Source organism: Chryseobacterium sp. BGA-UO-ETr-SB22 (genome assembly GCF_059567885.1).
Map to the genome: position 1 here is coordinate 268,788 of NZ_JCAQOV010000003.1, position 17,508 is coordinate 286,295.

A 17,508-nucleotide genomic window follows, 5' to 3' on the forward strand; every position below is an offset into this window, starting at 1 on the left:
TTTTTTCCATTCTTCTAGCAGTCCGATAATGGCTTTGCCTGTTTTGCTTTACAAACCATTGCAAAGCTCAAGAGGCTTTTTAACATTAAAAACTGATTTTCCAACGGCTGAAAGAATGGTTATCAGCAGTTTTCTGAAAGTAATATCACAACTGGTAATCAGATTGATACGTTTTAAAATTCTATCTGTAAATCTCTTCACAGACGTCCATTCAAAACTGGTCTTTTTATTGATTATTATTTCCAGTTCCTTTACCTTAAAATCATCCGAAACTGCCTTGTTTAATAAGGCTTCAAAAGCCGTACCAGAGAGTGTTTCGTATTTATTAAACAGTCCCGAAGACAGGAATAAATAATGCATCTGCGGGGAGGGTAAATCTATCTTCATCCAGACATCCGGAAACACCACCTCATCCTCTACACTATACTGATATACAGAACTTAACAAGATTTTATTTTTTCCCATTGAAAAAAAAGATCCTGAAAAGCAGAGTCTCTGAAATAAAATTCTCATCAGCCTATTATGATAAACACTATAATAAGAATTGAATAAAATGTTCAAAAAAGAAGTATTTTCAGGAGGATATTTTTCAGAAAATCCGTCGACAAAACAAGCCGGTATCGCATCATATCCGGATTTGTCTTTGTACTCATTTCCCGCTTTGCAGCAAATCAAAGAAGCCAATACAGAAATTGTATTGCGGCTCAGTTTTTTATTCCTATGTTTTTTTAAAAGAGCAGCAATTTCTTCTTTATCTTTTGGTGTAAGCTTTTTAAGAAAAGGAACAATCTCCTTTATTTTATAGTTTAAATATATTGCCTTAAAACCTTCATCAATAAGCATAAGTTCATTCTTATCAGCTAAAATAACAAAAATTGACTGACAGACAGTAAATTATCCCTTAAATGTGAATTTTTTAACAAAACATTAAGTTAATAAAACCACCTCTACCACGTTCTTTACAGACAACAAAACAATTCCCTGTTTAAAGATATATTGATAAAAAAGAGGATCTAAGGCCGATATTTTAAATATTCTACTTCTCCTATCCTTATTTATTTTTGAATTTATTTTGGTTTAAAAGATCATCACCTTTTCAGCCAGATACGTTAATTTTATTTAAAATAAATGTTCGTGAAGGAATAGCAAATAATGACTGAATTGTGACCTCATTCGGGAAAGTAGTCTTTCCTGTTTCTGCTTTCCCTTCAAAAATACATTTCTGCTGATATGTTCATGTAATTCTGGCATACATCAAATGAATAAAAGTTTTCATTAAAGTTAATTTATAAAAAAAGACTCCCTTTTTCAAGAGAGTCCGTTTGGTTGATAATGCTGAAAATGCAACATTATTTTAATAATTTTTCAGACACCAATGCAAAATCTTTGCAATGTTTTTGGCATCATCTACACCTCTGTGATGGGTGCCTTCCAACGTAAGACCCAATTCACCCAAAGCTCTGTTCATCCCAACACTTTTCCTGATAGTAGGATGAATTTCTCCAAATAATGTTTTCACATTGATATGGTCATCACTCATAGGATAATCTGTGTAGAATCTTCTTGCCTGGTCCTGAAGCATGTTCAGATCGTAATTTCCGTAGCTGGCCCATGTTAGTTCTTCTGAATCGTATTCTGCTCTCAGGATATCGAATGCATCGTCCAGCATGATTCCTTCATTATCCAGCATATTTTGGGTAAGGGTGGTAAGCTCCGTACAGAACGGACTTACTTTTGAATATTGGGGTTTTACCAGAATCCCTTCATTTTTGGAGATCTTACCGGTCTTTGCATTCATGATGCATACGCCGATCTCGATGATCTCACTTTCCTGGCCTCTAGGCGGTCGGTTTTCCCAACACGTTGCCTCAAGGTCTACTATTAATATATTGTCTGTTGTTTTCACTTTTTTAAAATTTGTTTTAAAAGATAGAAGCTCATCGCAGGAACCTGTAATCCCAGCTTCAGACTTCTATCCGAATTAATTTCACAGAATCTTACTTAAAATTCTGGCTGTATTGTAAGCATCGTCTGCTCCGCTGTGATGAGTACCTTCAAAATCCATCTTCAAATAATCCAAGGCTCTCTTAAGTCCTATTTGTTTATTCAGTCTGAAATGTCTTTTAAATTCATGCATCACATTCATGTAGTTTTCTGAAAATGGATTTGTTATTCCAAGCCAGTCACACTGTTCTATGATCTGCTCTCCATCAAAGTTTCCATATCCTGCCCATGTAAGCGGTACCGAATGGTATTCATTCCTGATCATTTCACAGGCTTCTTCGAAATAGATTCCTTTTTCTTCTATCATTTGAGGAGTAATTCCGGTCAGTTGTGTACAAAATCTGTTGATTTCTGATCTTTCGGGGATTACATAAATGCTTTGTTTTTGGGAAATTGCTTTTGATGTTAAGTTTAATTTGCAAATCCCTATTTCTATAATATCGACTTTCTGCCCGATGGGAATTCTGTCATTTTCCCAGCACGTAGCTTCCAGATCGATAATGATAATCTCATTGGTCGTTTTCATGATTCTTTTTAGAAATTAGAAGCTAGAGGTTAGAAGGTAGTTAGTTTCTACCACTCTACCCTTCAGCTTCTTTTCCATTGTTAATTGTTAATTTCTAGGAGCAAATGGTGGTGTCCATTTTTTCCTTTTCATCAATTCTTTGACTTCTTCGTAGGAAATCGGATAAAAATCGTGGCAGTCTACCCCTACGTCAAAACTTAATGCCATCTCATCATCCGGCAGTGCTCCGTGTGAATGTCCGTATAACTGCCAGACACCGCGGTGCGAGCCATTCCAGGTACGCATGGCGTAGTGGAAAAGAATGATTTTCTGTTTTCCGTTGCTGTTATCTGCTTCATCAATTTTCAGTTCGTGATAATCTCTGATGGAAGCAAAACGTTTGGGATAAGTTAAAGCCGCTCCCTCGTGGTTACCTTTGATCAAATGGATATTACCATTTAACCTGTCTAAAATCTCTTTTGTAAAATCCGGTTTTCCCAGACTCATATCTCCTAAATGGTAGACCGTATCACCGGGTTGAATTTTCTCGTTCCACCTTTTAATGAGTTCTTCATTCATATGGTCCAGAGACTCAAAAGGTCTTTCTGAAAATTTTATAATATTCTCGTGACCAAAATGATGGTCTGCTGTAAAAAATATATTGGGTTTCATTTTTTTTAATTGTTTGTTTTTAACTACACAATTTTTAACATTTTGTTGTCATTCTGAATGAAACAAAGTGGAATGAAGAATCTCTTTCACTTTAACACATTCTTCATTCGTCTGAATGACACATTCAATGTTTAACTTCGTAGTTTTGTTTAATAAATATTTTTAATTAATTCTTACGAAACGCTTTATAAAAAGCTGTTTCAATTTCTTCCTGATCACTTTCCGTATATCTTCTTGAAAAGTGAATCGGAATGGCTTCTTTTACCTGACATTCATTCATGATTTTTCCTGATGCAGAAGCAAAACTGTGGTAATTGATCTTTGCAAATTCCTGATCGGTATCTTTATAAAAGCTTTCAATATAGACGATATCTGCACGTTCAAATATTGTTCTGATTTTTTCATAATTGTTTTCATCTGCTGCATGATCCATGATTACGCCAAGTTTATAACCTGTATTACGAGTTAATAGATCAAACAAATCAGCTGCTTTGTAAACAGTTTCTTCAATTTCGATTTCTTTATCACCATCATTATTTTCAAAAGCGGTCTTCAATTCGCTTATCCACTTTCCTTTTTTTAAACCGGAAGCATTTTCATTAAAGGTGACCGAATCTTTTTCTTTAAATAAATAAGCGATAGAATCTGTTTTGTGATCCAGAATAGCAAAATCTACGTTGACATATTCGTCTTCAAACAGGAAGTTCTGAGTCTTTACCAAATCCAGATTCCAATATGACGGACGAAGGGTGTAGATATTAATTTCTTCTTTTGAAACAATCTCCCGAATTTCATATTCAATCGCGTTTTCAGCAATCAGATTCCAGGTGTAAGATTTTAACCTTGCTTCAACCTGTTGATGAATATTTTTTGGCCCGCAAATCACCACTTTTTCTCCGCTTCCAATCTGATGTCTGAAAATTCCATCAAAATTGGAAAAGTGATCAATATGGGTATGACTAATGAATACAGCTGATATAGACTGTACTTCTTTCACAGTCAATAAACTTGCTTCTCCACAATCACACAAATAGTGTTTTCCTGAGTTAGGAATTTTAATCAATATACTGATGTCTTCTTTTAAAAGACTTTTTATTTCTGCCTGTAACATGTTTTTTTCTTTTTTAAACCATAAAAAATATAAACTCTGTTTTCACTTTTAACGGTTGAGATTCCTACGGAATGACAAACTTACTGCATAATGAAAATCAGGTTCTTAAACTCACTTAGCATTTATGGTTAGTTTATACATAAAAAAGTTTCGGTAAAATGAATTACTGAAACTTTAATTTTTATTTTAAACAATAAGTTCTTTTACTTCCTTTCTACGTACACCAAAATCAGATTTCCTGATCTTACACATACGATTATCAGCGATATGATGGAAAACAATACCTTCCATATTATTCTCAGGATCACTTAAAAAGTTTTTGATCCATTCAAAATCCAAACTTTTTAAACTGAGAATATGATCTCCATGTTTTACTAATAAATGACGTTTAATATTTTCAGGATTTCCTCGTACTTTCTCACCGATAAGTTCGTATGTTCCATCTTCTACCTTACCCAATTCAGCCAAAGCAGTAAAGCCTTCCCAAAAGTATTTATCTTCTTTTTTATCAATATCACACGCTAACCAATGTGGATGATGACCAGTAACAAAGTCGGCTTCCTGGCACGCAATTGCACCTTCAGGAGCTATTTTTCCTTTCTTAGCATCGTATCTTTTATATAATTTACCGTTGATCACTGCACATGCAGAACCATCAAATTTTTGCGTAGCAATAGCTTTTCCTTCAAAAACCCAATTGTTTTCAGGATTAATTTCGTCAATAACTCTTCCTAAATTATTTATATCTTTTTTGAATAATGTACTTATTTTTTTCATTTCAATTGTTTTTTATGGATTATTTTAAGCATCCAATTCATTATTTTTCATCTGGGTAATATGCCTTTGGGCATGAAGTGACAGAAAATAAATATATTCCTATACATTAATTTTCCCCAGTTTATTCACTGTCATTGTCGTTTTATACAAGAATCCTTCACCATTTTTCATTATTTCCAGGTACTCTAGACACTGAAGATATTGCTGATTTATTAAGATCCTGATTTCATCCAGACCTAATTTTCCTTTCGGTTCCATATGTTTTGGTCTTATCCATTCAAAAGCGCCATGCTCACCTACTTGGTCAAAGTTTTCTTTATTGAAACTGTAGCTTTTCACTTCAGATTCAAGGTCAAGATTCAAAGAATTTTTCATTGCTTTTTTTGAACCTTTTTCAATAAGGATCAACAGATAAAAATTCGTAAGATAAATATGCTCTAAAATCTGATGAACCGTCCAGCCTCCGTTTGAAGGCTGATTATTCAACGTTTCTTCATCTTTTTTAAACCATCCGTCTACTTCATAAAATGTGAATTTCAGATGTGTTTTTATATCCTGAATATATCTAAAAATATCCATTACAGTTTTTTAAAGTTTTTTAAAAGGGAAAGAATATTTTCCTTTCCTACCGGATTCATGGAGTGACAATAGAACTTTGGAAGATCCAAATAATTGTCCATACAATATTCTACCAGCCATTTGGCGCAGTCGTATCCTGTTCTTTCAACGTATTCCTGAGAATCTTGTTTGAGATAATGCTCATCAGCCAGGTCATGGTCAAAAGAAATCATTTCAGGAAGTCCTTTTTCCAAAATCCTGTTGACAAAATGTTCGTAATTCCGAACGATATGCCAATCGTTTCTGAGGAACATGTCCTGTTTGGTATAATGATACGCCTCAATAGGATATCTTATATCATCTAGAAATAATAATCTTTTTGTCTTTTCCATGGCTATCTTTTTAACTCAACCATAGTCGTTATGGTTCTCGTTTTATATTTAAGTTTAAACCATCATATCAGCACAATTGGAACTTGCGAAGGCAAAAGGTTTTGCTTTAAACACATATCCCATTCCCAGAATGTATCCCATTGCATCTTTTAATGCAACATTGGATTTAAAGTCGGGGTCGGTATTAATGTCTGCGTGCACCTCCATTTCCACACCATAAGTATCCAACACAGAGCAGATAGCGTATGCAATTTCAACAGATTTGTTGACCTCATTCAGCATTCGCTCTTTGATACTGATACTCTGTATTTCTCTTTCTTTTCTGATAAAGGTAAACGCTCCTTTTCCCTCGCGAATAAATACTACTGCCGTAGCATAATTGATGGCATCTCCGTATACATGAGAGTCTGATCCCACACATACTTTCAGACGGTGTCCGTTTGCCTGTTCGCGGATGATGGCTTCTTCTACCAGCTGTATGATAGAGTTGTGGAAAAATTTTCCGTTCATATTCTGCCATGTTTGTTGTTGCGTTTCCATTTTTTCTACATATTTTAAATTGATAAATGATTGTTGATAATTGATAAATGATAACCCTTCACTGGTTTCATCTTTTGCACTCCGAACTGGACTCGAACCAATACCATCAGTTTTGGAGACTGAGATGCTGCCATTACACTATCAGAGTAATTCATGAGTAATAAGTAATTGGTAATAAGCAATATCAGAAACTAGTCAGGTATCAATGATTACTCATTGCGCATTACTTATCATTCATATTTTTGTGGAACAGACAGGAATTGAACCTGTACCTTTAGTTTTTCAGACTAACGTGCAGACCTTCTACACTACTCTTCCGGATTTTTATAAGCAATGAGTAATCGGTAATTAGTAATTTCCACCCTATATCATTACTTATTGCTCATTACTTATCATTTATGTTTAGTACGGGAAGAGGGATTCGAACCCCCAAAAGCTTGATCCTAAATCAAGAGTGTCTGCCATTCCACCATTCCCGCAGCGTTTTTATGAATAATGAGTAATTGGTAATGAGTAATATCAAGAACTAGTCAGGTATCAATGATTACTCATTGCGCATTACTTATCGTTCATATTTTTGTGGAACAGACAGGAATTGAACCTGTACCTTTAGTTTTTCAAACTAACGTGCAGACCCTCTACACTACTCTTCCGGATTTTTATAAGCAATGAGTAATTGGTAATTAGTAATTTCTACCCTATATCATTACTTATCGCTCATTGCTTATCATTTATGTTTTAGTACGGGAAGAGGGATTCGAACCCCCAAAAGCTTGATCCTAAATCAAGAGCGTCTGCCATTCCGCCATTCCCGCAGCGTTTTTATGAATAATGAGTAATTGGTTATAAGTAATTTTTCATGCTGTTTAATTACTCATCATCCATTGCTTATTACTCATATTCTGTACCTCTCCCCAGATTCGAACTGGGACTTTACGGGGTTTAAAGCCGTTTTCTCTGCCAATTGGAATAGAGAGGCATTTTTTTATAAGTAATGAGTAATTAGTAATATGAAACTCTATTATTACTCATCATATGACATCTAGGTTTGAGAAAGCTCTGTCTATAAACTATGCCTGCTAGTGCTTGTAAAGATCTTCTGCGCTAGACAAACCTTTCTCATTTCCTAATTCTATTTTGTTTAAAAAAAGTAAAAGGCTGTCTTTATTTTTATTGACTAAAGATCTTCTGCTCTTGACAGTCCTTTTTCTCTTTTCTTCATTTTTTGTGTGAATGGTAACTGGCCAATTTTTTAAAAAAAAATCTGAACTTTCATGGTATTATATCAATTCAATATTGACCAGCTATTCACATCCAGTACTCTATAAGGGAATCGAACCCTTATTTTCTGCTCGAAAGGCAGGCGTCCTCACCGTTAGACGAATAGAGCATTAACCCACTGACCAGGAATCGAACCTAAACAACAAGAGTACATTTCTTGCATGCTGCCATTACATTATCAGTGGTTGGGTGGAAGTAGCAGGATTCGAACCTACTCAGCTATGAAGCAACAGATTTACAGTCTGCCCCGACTCTCCAACTTCGGCGTACTTCCGGATTTCATGAGTCATTAATTTCTCATTGGAGTAAATAAAGTTTGTCTTTATTTTTTTGTTTGATATAAGAACTTCTATGCTCGACAAACTTTTATTTTTTCTCCTGAACTAATCTCATTTTAGTTTATTGAGATGGTTATGGGATTCAAACCCACTCAGTTTACACAACGGTTTTGCAGACCGCCCCGACTCTCCCACTTCGGCGAACCATCAGATTATTAAAAAATAAAGTTTGCTCTGTTATATTTGATATAAGAACGTCTGCACTTAGCAAACTTTATTTTTACCTAAAAATTTATAAATGATATCTTCAATTCTAACTGTCGTTGGAGAGATCAGAAAAAGTTTGTCTGTATTTTCTGTGTTTGGCGTAAAGATCTTCTGCTCTCGACAAACTTTTACTTTTTCTCCTGAAACAATTAACATTTCGTTATCTGCGATTTCGGAAAGATTCGAACTTTCAACTTCCGGTTTAACAGACCGGCGCTCTACCATTGAGCTACAAAATCATTGTAATTCCGGAAGGACTCGAACCTTCAACCTTCGGTGTATCAGACCGACACTCTAACCACTTGAGCTACGAAATCATTTGTATTCCATAAGGGGATCGAACCCTTGTCGTTCGGTAGAAAGCCGAATGCACTTACCACTATGCTAATGGAACAAATTGTCTGGAAAGCAAGATTCGAACTTGCGACCTCCCGCGTCCAAGACGGGTAAACAACCACCGTTATCTTTCCAGTTTTGCAGATTCACTTTAAAAGTCTTTTCCGAGAGACAGTCGGAGCCGAAATTTTCTATGAATCTTTGCGGTCTATGCGAGAATCGAACTCGCAGTGCCCAAGAGACAGTCGGGCAGGTTAGCCATTACCTCAATAGACCTTTTGTGATTCCGAGAGGATTGTTCATGAATTTCATACTTTGCTTTATGGCATTCACGAATACTTTATATTTCGAACCTCTAACCCTGGGTTTAGAAAACCCATGCTCTATCCAATTGAGCTACGGAACCGCTTGGTAACCCCAGAAAGATTTGAACTTTCAACCCCCGGTTTAAAAGACCGGTGCTCTAACCATTTGAGCTATGAGATTGTTTTAATTTTTGTGAATCGTCAATAATCAATTCGCTTGCTTGTCAATTTTTAATTTCACAATTCACATTTTTTGTAATCCCAGAAGGAATCGAACTTTCAACCTTCGACGTATCAGGTCGATGCTCTAACCAATTGAGCCATGGGATTTTATATTTTGGGTATCTCCGGGGATCGAACCCTGTTCTCCGGTTCCACAGACCGGCGCTTTACCAAATAAGCTAAAGAAACCATAAAAAAAGCGCCTCTTTTCGGGAGGCGCTTCATATATTTTAACGTAAAAGATCATTAGCTGACCCACGTATATAAGCACCTTTCATCCACAATTTCACTATCAAGAATACACAGAACTCCTGCCGGCTCATGTCCGAATAGTCTTGAATATTGATTGAATATGTTGTGTAACTGTTTCATTTTATTTTTGTTGTTTCTAAATTATTTTTAATTGAATCCTGAAAACCTGTTGCTTTCAATTTTCGGTTGCAAAGTAAATATGAATTTTTGGAATTCGCAAATAAATTTTCAAATTAAATTATTGATAATCAATTAATTACGTATTGTTTTTAGAGTATAGAATTTCTGTCCGCAATATTTTGCAGATATCTTAATTACCTAAATGACTGTCTCTCACTGGGTTGCTTATCACTCTATTTTATCGTATTAAAGTTTCATTGTTAATTAAAAAATTTTCATGTTTATAGTTATTTTTTTTCATTCTAAATAATTTCTGACCTAAAAAACAAAAAACGCCTCGGTTTTCCGAGGCGTTTCTGTTGTATTTTGATTAATTTTTTACAAGTTTACAGTAAATAATTTCCAAAGTCAGCACATTTCGCCTCATTCCATATCATCTCATCATATCCGAATAATCCTTTATTAGAAGGACTTTCGCATAGTTCTGCATTGATATGTGCTCTTTGTATTGTCATAATTTTCTGGGGCAAAGATAAATCTTTTTTGGTATTATTTTATAAGATTCACAATCTCTGGAAGGTTTTAGATACGCAAAGGCGCAAAATAATATTAAAAAAATCTGCTTTAAGGCGCGAGGATTTTATCTCCGATAACATTAAATACTTTATAGGCCTCTCCCAGATTAGTTAAAGATGATGTAGAATACTACTTACTATATATTGTTTACTTGCTGAAGATCTTCGATTTTCTTGCGTCTTAAAAATCATACATTAAATTTATAAGACCTTCGTCTTTGCGGTCTTCCAACAAAATTGTTATGTTATCTTAAACGCAAGGTTTTTTGTTCTTATAAATGCTTATTTTAAGGGAGCTAAGAGGGAATGATTTGATGAAGCGGATGAATTCTTTTTCAAAGAGAAATTTTTCTTTTAATTTTTAAATTCTTCAATCTTTCAATCTTTTAATTTCTAAACATCTTATTCCTTCCAGTCTTAAATCTCGAGATGTCTTTTAGAATCACCTCATCATTAGGGTTAAAATATTTCAGTTCGTTCACAATTTCTGAGCGGGTAGCTACTTTTTCAGCAATGATTTCGTAGGCTATATTTCTTGTGACGGCATGTAATTTCGGATCTTTTTTGAATTCATATTTCAGAGCCTCCAGGTAAGTAATCTTCTTATGGGCTGGAGTTTTTTGATATAAATGCTGTATTTCAGATTCAAGCTTTTTTACATCAAAAATATTGGCAAAATAGTTATTCAGACAATTGAAAGCATCTCTGTCTTCTTCCCATCCTTTCAGCAATACTTTTTGTGCCTCTTCAGTTTTTTCCATTTTTTTACGGTATACTAAAGAAGCTTTCACCATCTGATTATTAATAGTATAATCATCTGCTACTATTTGATAGTAATGATGGGCATTTTTAAGATCATTGATTTCTTTATAGAGATCACCTACTTTTTCTTTCTGCTCCATTTCTTTGTAAAGGTCAATGGCTTTTTTGTATTGTTTTGCTTTTTCATAGCAGGTTGCTGCATCGGATTTATTATTCAGCTTTTTAAGATAGACTACGGCTGCTTCATTGTAGAACCCGCCATTTTCAAGTGTTTTTGCACCTCTGTAATTATCCTGCAGCAGATTCATATAGACTCTTGCTGCTTTTTTATAATCGTTTTCAGCAATATATTTCTCTGCTAATTCTTCGTATTTACTCCGGATTCTGTCAAAAAGTGAATTTTCCAGATAGAAACTGCTGCTTCCACTGCCTTTTCTTCCCGCTGAATTTCTGTTGTTTTGTTCTTTATCTTTTAAAGAAGTGATGACAAGAAGGATGATAAAGGCTACAATTAAGAAAATGCCTAATGTTCCAACCACACTCCAGAAGCTTTCATGAAATAACTGGGCAACGATTCCGATGACCTTAAATAGGGCCAACAGCATGAATGCAGCTATAAATTTGTCTATAAATTTCTGTTTATTCATCATCATCGGAGTTTAAAATGGTTTTATCTTCTCTGAACAAACGATAAAGGAGCAGCATCACACAGATCACCAGAACCCATACAAACCAGTTGTAGCCAAACATTTTTACCAATGGATAAAATAGGTACACCAGCATCGCCACAAGGATTCCTATTAAAATAAATTTCATCCAGGCAGGTACATTATCACCGCCAAGGTTTAATGATTTGTTTTTAAATAAGAACAAATACAGACCTACTCCGGCAATCATCAGGATAACCATATACATAATATCTGAAACCGGCGCTTTTTTCTCCAGTGGGGTTCCTTCTGAACCTATTCCTTTCACTTTGGATTTATCAATGGAGGCAGAAGAAGGGTCTACAATATCCAGTGTTCCGTAAAGTTTTCCCAGAGAATCAGCCATCAAAGCTTTTCTCTTTTTCAGCAGGAATTTTACGACTTCTCCATTTACAGGTTTTCCTTTGGTATACTGCTTTAGAGAATCTGAAATTTTACGTTTCAGTTTTTCAGTCTTTTGTTCAAGGTGTTTTGTTATTTTTTTGGTATAAATAGTTTTAAGAGAGTCTCTGCTTTGTTTTTCTTTATCAACAAGCTTCCCGATGTCTCTTCCTATTTCACTTACATCTCTTCCACCAGCTTTTTTATAATTTTCTTTGTCTTCTTTTGTTTTAGATTCTATGATCCCGGCGTGAACAAGTTCTTTGGACAATTCTTTTCGCTCCTGATGATACAGAGAGTCTATCTTCAGATCAATTTCCGAGGTTCCAGACTGGAAAGCAATCATATCAGAAGGTGCCTGTACAGCATTGTTTGCAATTTTTCCTGAAGAAGCAGTCTTTTCTTCCTGTTCGGGATTTTTATCTGAAGGTAAGGCAATCTTTAAAACTATAGCCACAATAATTACCGCCCAGAATATTCTTCGAAAATTTTTTGTTCCTGCACTCTCTTTCTTTCCATTAGAGCCTCCACCAAATAATGTTTCCAGCCATGTGAACTTGCCAAAGCCATCTCCTCTGGAAGTTCCCATAACATCCAGCGAAACACCTAATTCTACTGCTCTTTCGGGATATTTCTCAATAAATTGTAAATATTTTTCTATTTCTTTTTTATTCCCGGCCATTACTTTTTTCAGGTCAAACGGAAGGTTGTTCATCCATTCTTCTTCGGTTTGCTTTGGCTGTAATGCTTCCATTACTTTTTCATCATCTATTTCAACCGTATAGCTTTCAATTTTTTGAGGAATTGAAACTCCGTTCAGTGGTTTTCTGATGTTTTCATCGATGATACCAGGTTGCTGAATTAATGAAATCCAGTCGATTTCTTCTGATAACTTTACCAGTCCGAATTCAGGATGCATAACCAGAAAACGGGAGTCAAGCTGTGCCCAGTCTTCCGGATTTATTTTGGGATAAAAAGTAGTATTTTCAGGGATAAAAAGCCTGTTATCCACGCACTGAAAGTAAGCATTTCTCCCTATTTCCTGCGGGGCTTTGTCATTAAAAACAAGGAAACAACCATACAATACATTAGGACTATTGGCCGGGATCGCATAAGATCTTACCTTGCTTACATTAATTCCAAGCATTTCCATTTCCTGAAGCCATACCACAGGTGAAGAGCCTCGGATCAAAAGCCCCTTTTTGGGATAGTTATTTTTCGGGAAAGGTTTTATTCTAAGCTCCATAATCCAAAATCTGTTCTATAAACGGTTTCAAAAACCTGTCACACATATCATCCATTGTTCTTACTTTCAACAGGGCATGTTCCGGAAGATAATATTCTGATCCTCCAAATTCTGTATAGGTTGCTAAAGAAAGAAAACCGTTAGCCGTGGAAGGAATAAAAAACTCTTCAATACTCTTGTTACTGCTTCGGAAAGTCAGCATTCCCCGTGAGTCTGTAATAATTTCGCTTCCATCAGGGAATGTAAATTTATTTTTATTCTGCTCGGCAAAAATTTTAATTTCATATTTATTCTTGGAAAAATCCAGGGTGTTTTCAGAAGCGCTGTACAATTCATGTCCGGAAATAACCAGATTTTCATACCGATTGATTCCTATTTTCTGAAAATTATTGATAATCCTCAATCCGCTTCCTTTCAGTTTGGCAACCTCTGCTTCGGCTTTTATATTATTTTTTTCAAATTCTTTATCTTTTCCTGTAATAGGTTCTACAGAAACATTCCCGTCCCTGTTTATTTTGTAATGGGTAGAATTGTCCGGGTGGTGCAGGTAAAAACTTCGTCCAAAATAAATCAGTCTGTAGAAATCAGGAATATTCATTCCTGTAAGATTCTGCTCAGAATATTCTCCTGTATTAAGATCAAGTTTTAAAATTAACTTTCGATCAGGCTGGTACTGACACAGAATAAAGTGCTGTTGTTTGTTTTTTGCAAGAGCAAACTGTCCTTTTGGTTTTATAGAAATGTTATCAAATAAAACTTCACAGCCATGATGCGTTTTATAGTAATCATAGGAATGCTTGTCATAATAGTTATCAGAAAGATAAGTCTTCAATAGCTGCTTTTTTGAACTCAGAATGAAAAATTCTCCTTCATATAAAAACTTAGCGATCTTATTAACAGGGGTTGGAAATAAGACCGGATAATTTTGCGGAAGGTTTGTTTTCTTGCCGTTGAAATTATGAACAGACTGTTTTTGCTGCGGTGGATTCGCCCACAGCTCCTGCAATGGAAGTTTTATTTTCTGAATATGTTTTCTGGCTCCTTTGTGGTGTTTATAAAAATTAATTTCACCATCTGAAGTTGTAGTCACCAAAAACTTAAGTCTGTCTCTATTCTGATGAACCACCCGCTGAATTTTTTCATCCTCCATATTCTCATGATGGGTGATGAAGAAAACTTCAATATCTTTTTCGGTATATTCCTGGTTAAAAAAACTTTCCAACGCTTCTGAAACTTCCAGAACCGGGCTCACCTGATTAAGGTTTTCAACCACTTCTTCCACCTTGTTGAGGGTAATTGGAACACCTGCCTGCCCTAAAGCAAAAACTTTACATTCAGAATGGGCTTTCGGATGTTTGATGACAGCAATTGCAGAGGCAAAAGCCAATACTTTTGGTGTCCCCCAGTTTCTAAGGGAAGTATCAATCAGAATAATTCTTTCAAAAATATTTTCTTCAGGCGGAATTTCTCTTTGGATATAAAGTGCTTCATTATTGGCTACCCTATTCATAAAGACGTCATCTTCATTGGCAAATTCGGAAAGAAGCATTCTGTGAAAATCACCTTTGTTGGTCATATCAGAAATTCCTCCGATGGGCTGTTCTCCGGGAGAAAGATGGCGCATCGGGATTTTGAGCCCGCTCCAGATTCTTTTGATCAGGCTTCCTACCTGAAATGTTTTGGGTTCTTCAATTAATTCTTTGATAAAATCTTTATCCGTATCCGCTGTTGTTTCTTCTTCTACCACCTCATCATCCAGCTCAGGCTCGTCAATCAGCCCCTTCATGGCATCAATAATGGATTGTACAGTAGGAAATTTTTCGTTCAGATCTAACGCTTTTAAATCTTTGTTTAAAACGAATGGAGCAGCATCTTGTTTTTCTGCACTGGAAGCCAGCTCATGGGGTCTCTTATAGTAGATTCTTATATTCGCTTCAGCATTCACTGAAGATATTCTGTTGTGGCTATTATTGAATAAGGTCTGCAGCAGTACAATTCTGTTTTGTTTCTGCTTATAAGCATTGGGAAGTGATTGTATCTTTTGAAGAAATTCAATTTGTTTTTCCACATTGAATTCAAAGTCTTCTCCACTATAAAACTCAGAGGTATGTCTTAAAGGCCCGACAAAATCAATATAACCGTCCTGCATGGCATACAAAACCATGAGCAACGCTCCAAACGGAGGCCATCCCTGTGGCTGAAGTTCTTTGAGGATCTCCATCACATAAGGCCTGTAAGCAATTGCTCCCACTCCCGGAACCGAGAGGAGATTGTTGTCATGGTACCCGGAATCACCGGGAACATCTTCATCAGTTTTCCATTCCCAGAAATAATTTTCATAGGACTGGAAATAAGCCTTTAATTCCATTCTCTTGATTTTTCTGTAAGACGGAACGAGCTTACGGACAATGGACGGAAATCTGTTTCTTTTATTAAAAGGTAATTTCCATTTTCATCCCAAAGCAACCATCCTTCCGACTCTTTATTATATTTCTGCTGTAATAGTGTACTTAGATTTTTAAATTCAAAATCCAGACCTGCCGGCAGTAGATGTCTGTCTTTTGTCCAATATGTTTTTCCTGGAAAGCTTAATAATGGAATACCCATAAACAGGGCTTTATCTCCCAGAACAGTCCATTGTATTTTTTCCAGTTTAAACTTCGGTAATGCTGTGATACTTTCTTTAATATCAGCAATATTGCTTAATAAAGCAATTACCGGCTGCTCTTCATTACTCTCTTTTACTCTTACCTGAACCTGTTCCTGAATTCCAAAATAGTTTTGATTGGAAAGTGGAAAAGTAAGCTGTAATGCTTTGTCTATGGGTATCCAAAGTAATGCTGTTCTCATTTTTTTACTCGGAACCAAAGCTTCTTTCTTAAACAACAGACCATCCCGAAGTTCATACAGGATAAAGTCCGGTAACTGCTGTATTTCCGGAGCTGCGGCCTGTTCGGCAGTAAAGCCTTTCAGCCAGATTGTTTCTTCATCTACTGCGATCTGAACGTTTTTCCAGTCTCTGATAGAGCCCAGAAAGTCTTCATCAGCACGGGGAAGTTCAGCCCAGAATTCTTTTAAACGCTTTGAAGGATCTTCTGCCATAAGCTTTCAATTTCTTGCTGGATATACTGCTTCTGTTCCGGATTTCTGATCCAGTCGCAACGGGTCTGCAGGTATCTCAGTTTATCTTTAATCACATTCTGTTCTTCAAAACTCAGCATTCCGCCATTCCATTTTTCTACAAGAATTGTCACATCTTTCATGACTTCTTCAGGATTGGGAGTTTTGTTGTGCATCGCCTGTGGATGGGAATCCGAATGATCATCTTTCTCTATGGTCCTGTTGATAATTCCTTCCAGAATTTCAATCTGTTCTTCTGTATCCCAGATATGCTTCAGTACCCAAAGATCGGAAAGCACCGCTTCTTTTCTTCCGCAGATCAGGGCACTCGCAGCAATCAGGTTCTGAAGTTTCACCGCTCTACGGTCTGAAATAGCAATACCTGTATTCCGAAGGCTCATAATAGTGTTCAGATAGACTTCATAGATTGGCTTAAGGTCTATTGTTCTGCACAGATTCTGAAGCTGTCTGATCTCATCGGCATGAATTTCCGGAATTTCAGTTTCTTCTTCATTTTCTAGCTTTCTTCCGGCTAAAAGTACCTGTTGTAATAGTTCAGGTTTTACATAATCTACATTGATTCTCACCAGAAAACGGTCAAATAATGCGTTCAGTGCTTCATCTTCGGGAAGGACGTTACTTGCTCCTACGAACATTAGTGCAGGTAAATGTTTTGTTTCTTTTCCCCTTTTAAAAATTTTCTCGTTAAGTGCCATCAGAAGTGAATTCAGAATAGCAGAGTTGGCGTTAAAAATTTCATCCAGGAAAACCATGGAAGCCTCAGGCATCATTCCTTCCGTATTGGTCAGAAGTTCTCCTTCTTTCAGTTTCCTGATATCAAAAGGTCCGAAGATCTCGTTCGGTTCTGTAAAACGGGTTAACAAGTATTCGAAATTTTTCCCGTCTTTTACTGTTTTTGCAAGGGTTCTGACAATAGCCGATTTTGCCGTACCCGGAGGCCCATACAAAAAGGCATTTTCTCTTGCCAAAAGGCATATTCCCAACAGATCCACGACATCATTTTTACCTACAAAAGTTTCTTTTACGTAGTTAAGAACTGTATTGAGTTGATTTATATTCTGATTCATTGATTTAAA

General features: G+C 35.9%; 15 protein-coding genes and 18 tRNA genes. All 33 read right to left on the reverse strand.

What is annotated here, in order from left to right:
- Positions 1 to 48: 48 nt before the first annotated feature.
- Positions 49 to 843 (reverse strand): DUF7825 domain-containing protein, encoded by a 795-nt coding sequence (locus AC57AW_RS03005; protein ID WP_318848638.1) that lies wholly within the window; start codon positions 841 to 843, stop codon positions 49 to 51.
- 511 nt (positions 844 to 1,354) lie between these two features.
- Positions 1,355 to 1,906, reverse strand: a complete 552-nt coding sequence (locus tag AC57AW_RS03010; protein ID WP_318848637.1) for a 3'-5' exonuclease — start codon at positions 1,904 to 1,906, stop codon at positions 1,355 to 1,357.
- An 81-nt stretch (positions 1,907 to 1,987) separates the two neighbouring features.
- Positions 1,988 to 2,530 carry a 3'-5' exonuclease gene (locus AC57AW_RS03015; RefSeq protein ID WP_318848636.1) on the reverse strand — a complete coding sequence of 181 codons (543 nt, stop codon included), beginning with the start codon at positions 2,528 to 2,530 and terminating at the stop codon, positions 1,988 to 1,990.
- Between the two features lie 87 nt (positions 2,531 to 2,617).
- Positions 2,618 to 3,181, reverse strand: coding sequence for a metallophosphoesterase family protein (locus AC57AW_RS03020; protein ID WP_318848635.1), 564 nt, complete (start codon positions 3,179 to 3,181; stop codon positions 2,618 to 2,620).
- Positions 3,182 to 3,347: 166 nt separating this feature from the next.
- A complete protein-coding gene (locus AC57AW_RS03025) occupies positions 3,348 to 4,292 on the reverse strand; it encodes an MBL fold metallo-hydrolase (RefSeq protein WP_496350784.1) in 945 nt (314 codons plus the stop codon).
- Positions 4,293 to 4,478: 186 nt separating this feature from the next.
- Complete coding sequence (locus AC57AW_RS03030; RefSeq protein WP_496350785.1) at positions 4,479 to 5,069, reverse strand: RNA ligase 1 family protein; 591 nt, start codon at positions 5,067 to 5,069, stop codon at positions 4,479 to 4,481.
- Positions 5,070 to 5,168: 99 nt separating this feature from the next.
- Positions 5,169 to 5,648, reverse strand: coding sequence for a DinB family protein (locus AC57AW_RS03035; protein ID WP_496350786.1), 480 nt, complete (start codon positions 5,646 to 5,648; stop codon positions 5,169 to 5,171).
- Positions 5,648 to 6,019, reverse strand: a complete 372-nt coding sequence (locus AC57AW_RS03040) for a cyclic-phosphate processing receiver domain-containing protein (RefSeq protein ID WP_496350787.1) — start codon at positions 6,017 to 6,019, stop codon at positions 5,648 to 5,650. Before AC57AW_RS03040 ends, AC57AW_RS03035 begins: the two co-directional genes overlap by 1 nt.
- A gap of 54 nt (positions 6,020 to 6,073) precedes the next feature.
- Positions 6,074 to 6,559 carry a ribonuclease H-like YkuK family protein gene (locus AC57AW_RS03045; protein WP_496350788.1) on the reverse strand — a complete coding sequence of 162 codons (486 nt, stop codon included), beginning with the start codon at positions 6,557 to 6,559 and terminating at the stop codon, positions 6,074 to 6,076.
- 77 nt (positions 6,560 to 6,636) lie between these two features.
- Positions 6,637 to 6,707 (reverse strand) — tRNA-Trp (locus tag AC57AW_RS03050).
- A gap of 97 nt (positions 6,708 to 6,804) precedes the next feature.
- Positions 6,805 to 6,877 (reverse strand) — tRNA-Phe (locus AC57AW_RS03055).
- 88 nt (positions 6,878 to 6,965) lie between these two features.
- Positions 6,966 to 7,038: transfer RNA gene (locus tag AC57AW_RS03060), tRNA-Leu, on the reverse strand.
- A 101-nt stretch (positions 7,039 to 7,139) separates the two neighbouring features.
- Positions 7,140 to 7,212: transfer RNA gene (locus tag AC57AW_RS03065), tRNA-Phe, on the reverse strand.
- 89 nt (positions 7,213 to 7,301) lie between these two features.
- Positions 7,302 to 7,374, reverse strand: a tRNA-Leu gene (locus AC57AW_RS03070).
- 90 nt (positions 7,375 to 7,464) lie between these two features.
- Positions 7,465 to 7,538 (reverse strand) — tRNA-Leu (locus AC57AW_RS03075).
- Positions 7,539 to 7,877: 339 nt separating this feature from the next.
- Positions 7,878 to 7,949, reverse strand: a tRNA-Glu gene (locus tag AC57AW_RS03080).
- Positions 7,950 to 8,030: 81 nt separating this feature from the next.
- Positions 8,031 to 8,114 (reverse strand) — tRNA-Tyr (locus AC57AW_RS03085).
- Between the two features lie 131 nt (positions 8,115 to 8,245).
- Positions 8,246 to 8,327, reverse strand: a tRNA-Cys gene (locus AC57AW_RS03090).
- Between the two features lie 225 nt (positions 8,328 to 8,552).
- A tRNA-Asn gene (locus AC57AW_RS03095) sits at positions 8,553 to 8,624 on the reverse strand.
- Between the two features lie 4 nt (positions 8,625 to 8,628).
- Positions 8,629 to 8,702, reverse strand: a tRNA-Ile gene (locus AC57AW_RS03100).
- Between the two features lie 5 nt (positions 8,703 to 8,707).
- Positions 8,708 to 8,779: transfer RNA gene (locus AC57AW_RS03105), tRNA-Glu, on the reverse strand.
- A gap of 6 nt (positions 8,780 to 8,785) precedes the next feature.
- A tRNA-Pro gene (locus AC57AW_RS03110) sits at positions 8,786 to 8,857 on the reverse strand.
- 68 nt (positions 8,858 to 8,925) lie between these two features.
- Positions 8,926 to 8,997 (reverse strand) — tRNA-Asp (locus AC57AW_RS03115).
- A 5-nt stretch (positions 8,998 to 9,002) separates the two neighbouring features.
- Positions 9,003 to 9,127: transfer RNA gene (locus tag AC57AW_RS03120), tRNA-Arg, on the reverse strand.
- Between the two features lie 3 nt (positions 9,128 to 9,130).
- A tRNA-Lys gene (locus AC57AW_RS03125) sits at positions 9,131 to 9,207 on the reverse strand.
- 75 nt (positions 9,208 to 9,282) lie between these two features.
- Positions 9,283 to 9,356 (reverse strand) — tRNA-Ile (locus AC57AW_RS03130).
- An 8-nt stretch (positions 9,357 to 9,364) separates the two neighbouring features.
- Positions 9,365 to 9,432 (reverse strand) — tRNA-His (locus AC57AW_RS03135).
- A gap of 574 nt (positions 9,433 to 10,006) precedes the next feature.
- Positions 10,007 to 10,135 carry a hypothetical protein gene (locus AC57AW_RS03140; protein ID WP_047382249.1) on the reverse strand — a complete coding sequence of 43 codons (129 nt, stop codon included), beginning with the start codon at positions 10,133 to 10,135 and terminating at the stop codon, positions 10,007 to 10,009.
- A gap of 446 nt (positions 10,136 to 10,581) precedes the next feature.
- Positions 10,582 to 11,604 (reverse strand): soluble NSF attachment family protein, encoded by a 1,023-nt coding sequence (locus tag AC57AW_RS03145; protein ID WP_496350789.1) that lies wholly within the window; start codon positions 11,602 to 11,604, stop codon positions 10,582 to 10,584.
- Positions 11,597 to 13,291, reverse strand: coding sequence for an APC family permease (locus AC57AW_RS03150; RefSeq protein ID WP_496350790.1), 1,695 nt, complete (start codon positions 13,289 to 13,291; stop codon positions 11,597 to 11,599). Before AC57AW_RS03150 ends, AC57AW_RS03145 begins: the two co-directional genes overlap by 8 nt.
- Positions 13,281 to 15,659 carry a hypothetical protein gene (locus tag AC57AW_RS03155; protein WP_496350791.1) on the reverse strand — a complete coding sequence of 793 codons (2,379 nt, stop codon included), beginning with the start codon at positions 15,657 to 15,659 and terminating at the stop codon, positions 13,281 to 13,283. Before AC57AW_RS03155 ends, AC57AW_RS03150 begins: the two co-directional genes overlap by 11 nt.
- Positions 15,650 to 16,393: a hypothetical protein gene (locus tag AC57AW_RS03160; protein WP_496350792.1), complete on the reverse strand. Its 744-nt coding sequence runs from the start codon at positions 16,391 to 16,393 to the stop codon at positions 15,650 to 15,652. Before AC57AW_RS03160 ends, AC57AW_RS03155 begins: the two co-directional genes overlap by 10 nt.
- Complete coding sequence (locus tag AC57AW_RS03165; RefSeq protein WP_496350793.1) at positions 16,366 to 17,499, reverse strand: AAA family ATPase; 1,134 nt, start codon at positions 17,497 to 17,499, stop codon at positions 16,366 to 16,368. Before AC57AW_RS03165 ends, AC57AW_RS03160 begins: the two co-directional genes overlap by 28 nt.
- Positions 17,500 to 17,508 lie beyond the last annotated feature (9 nt).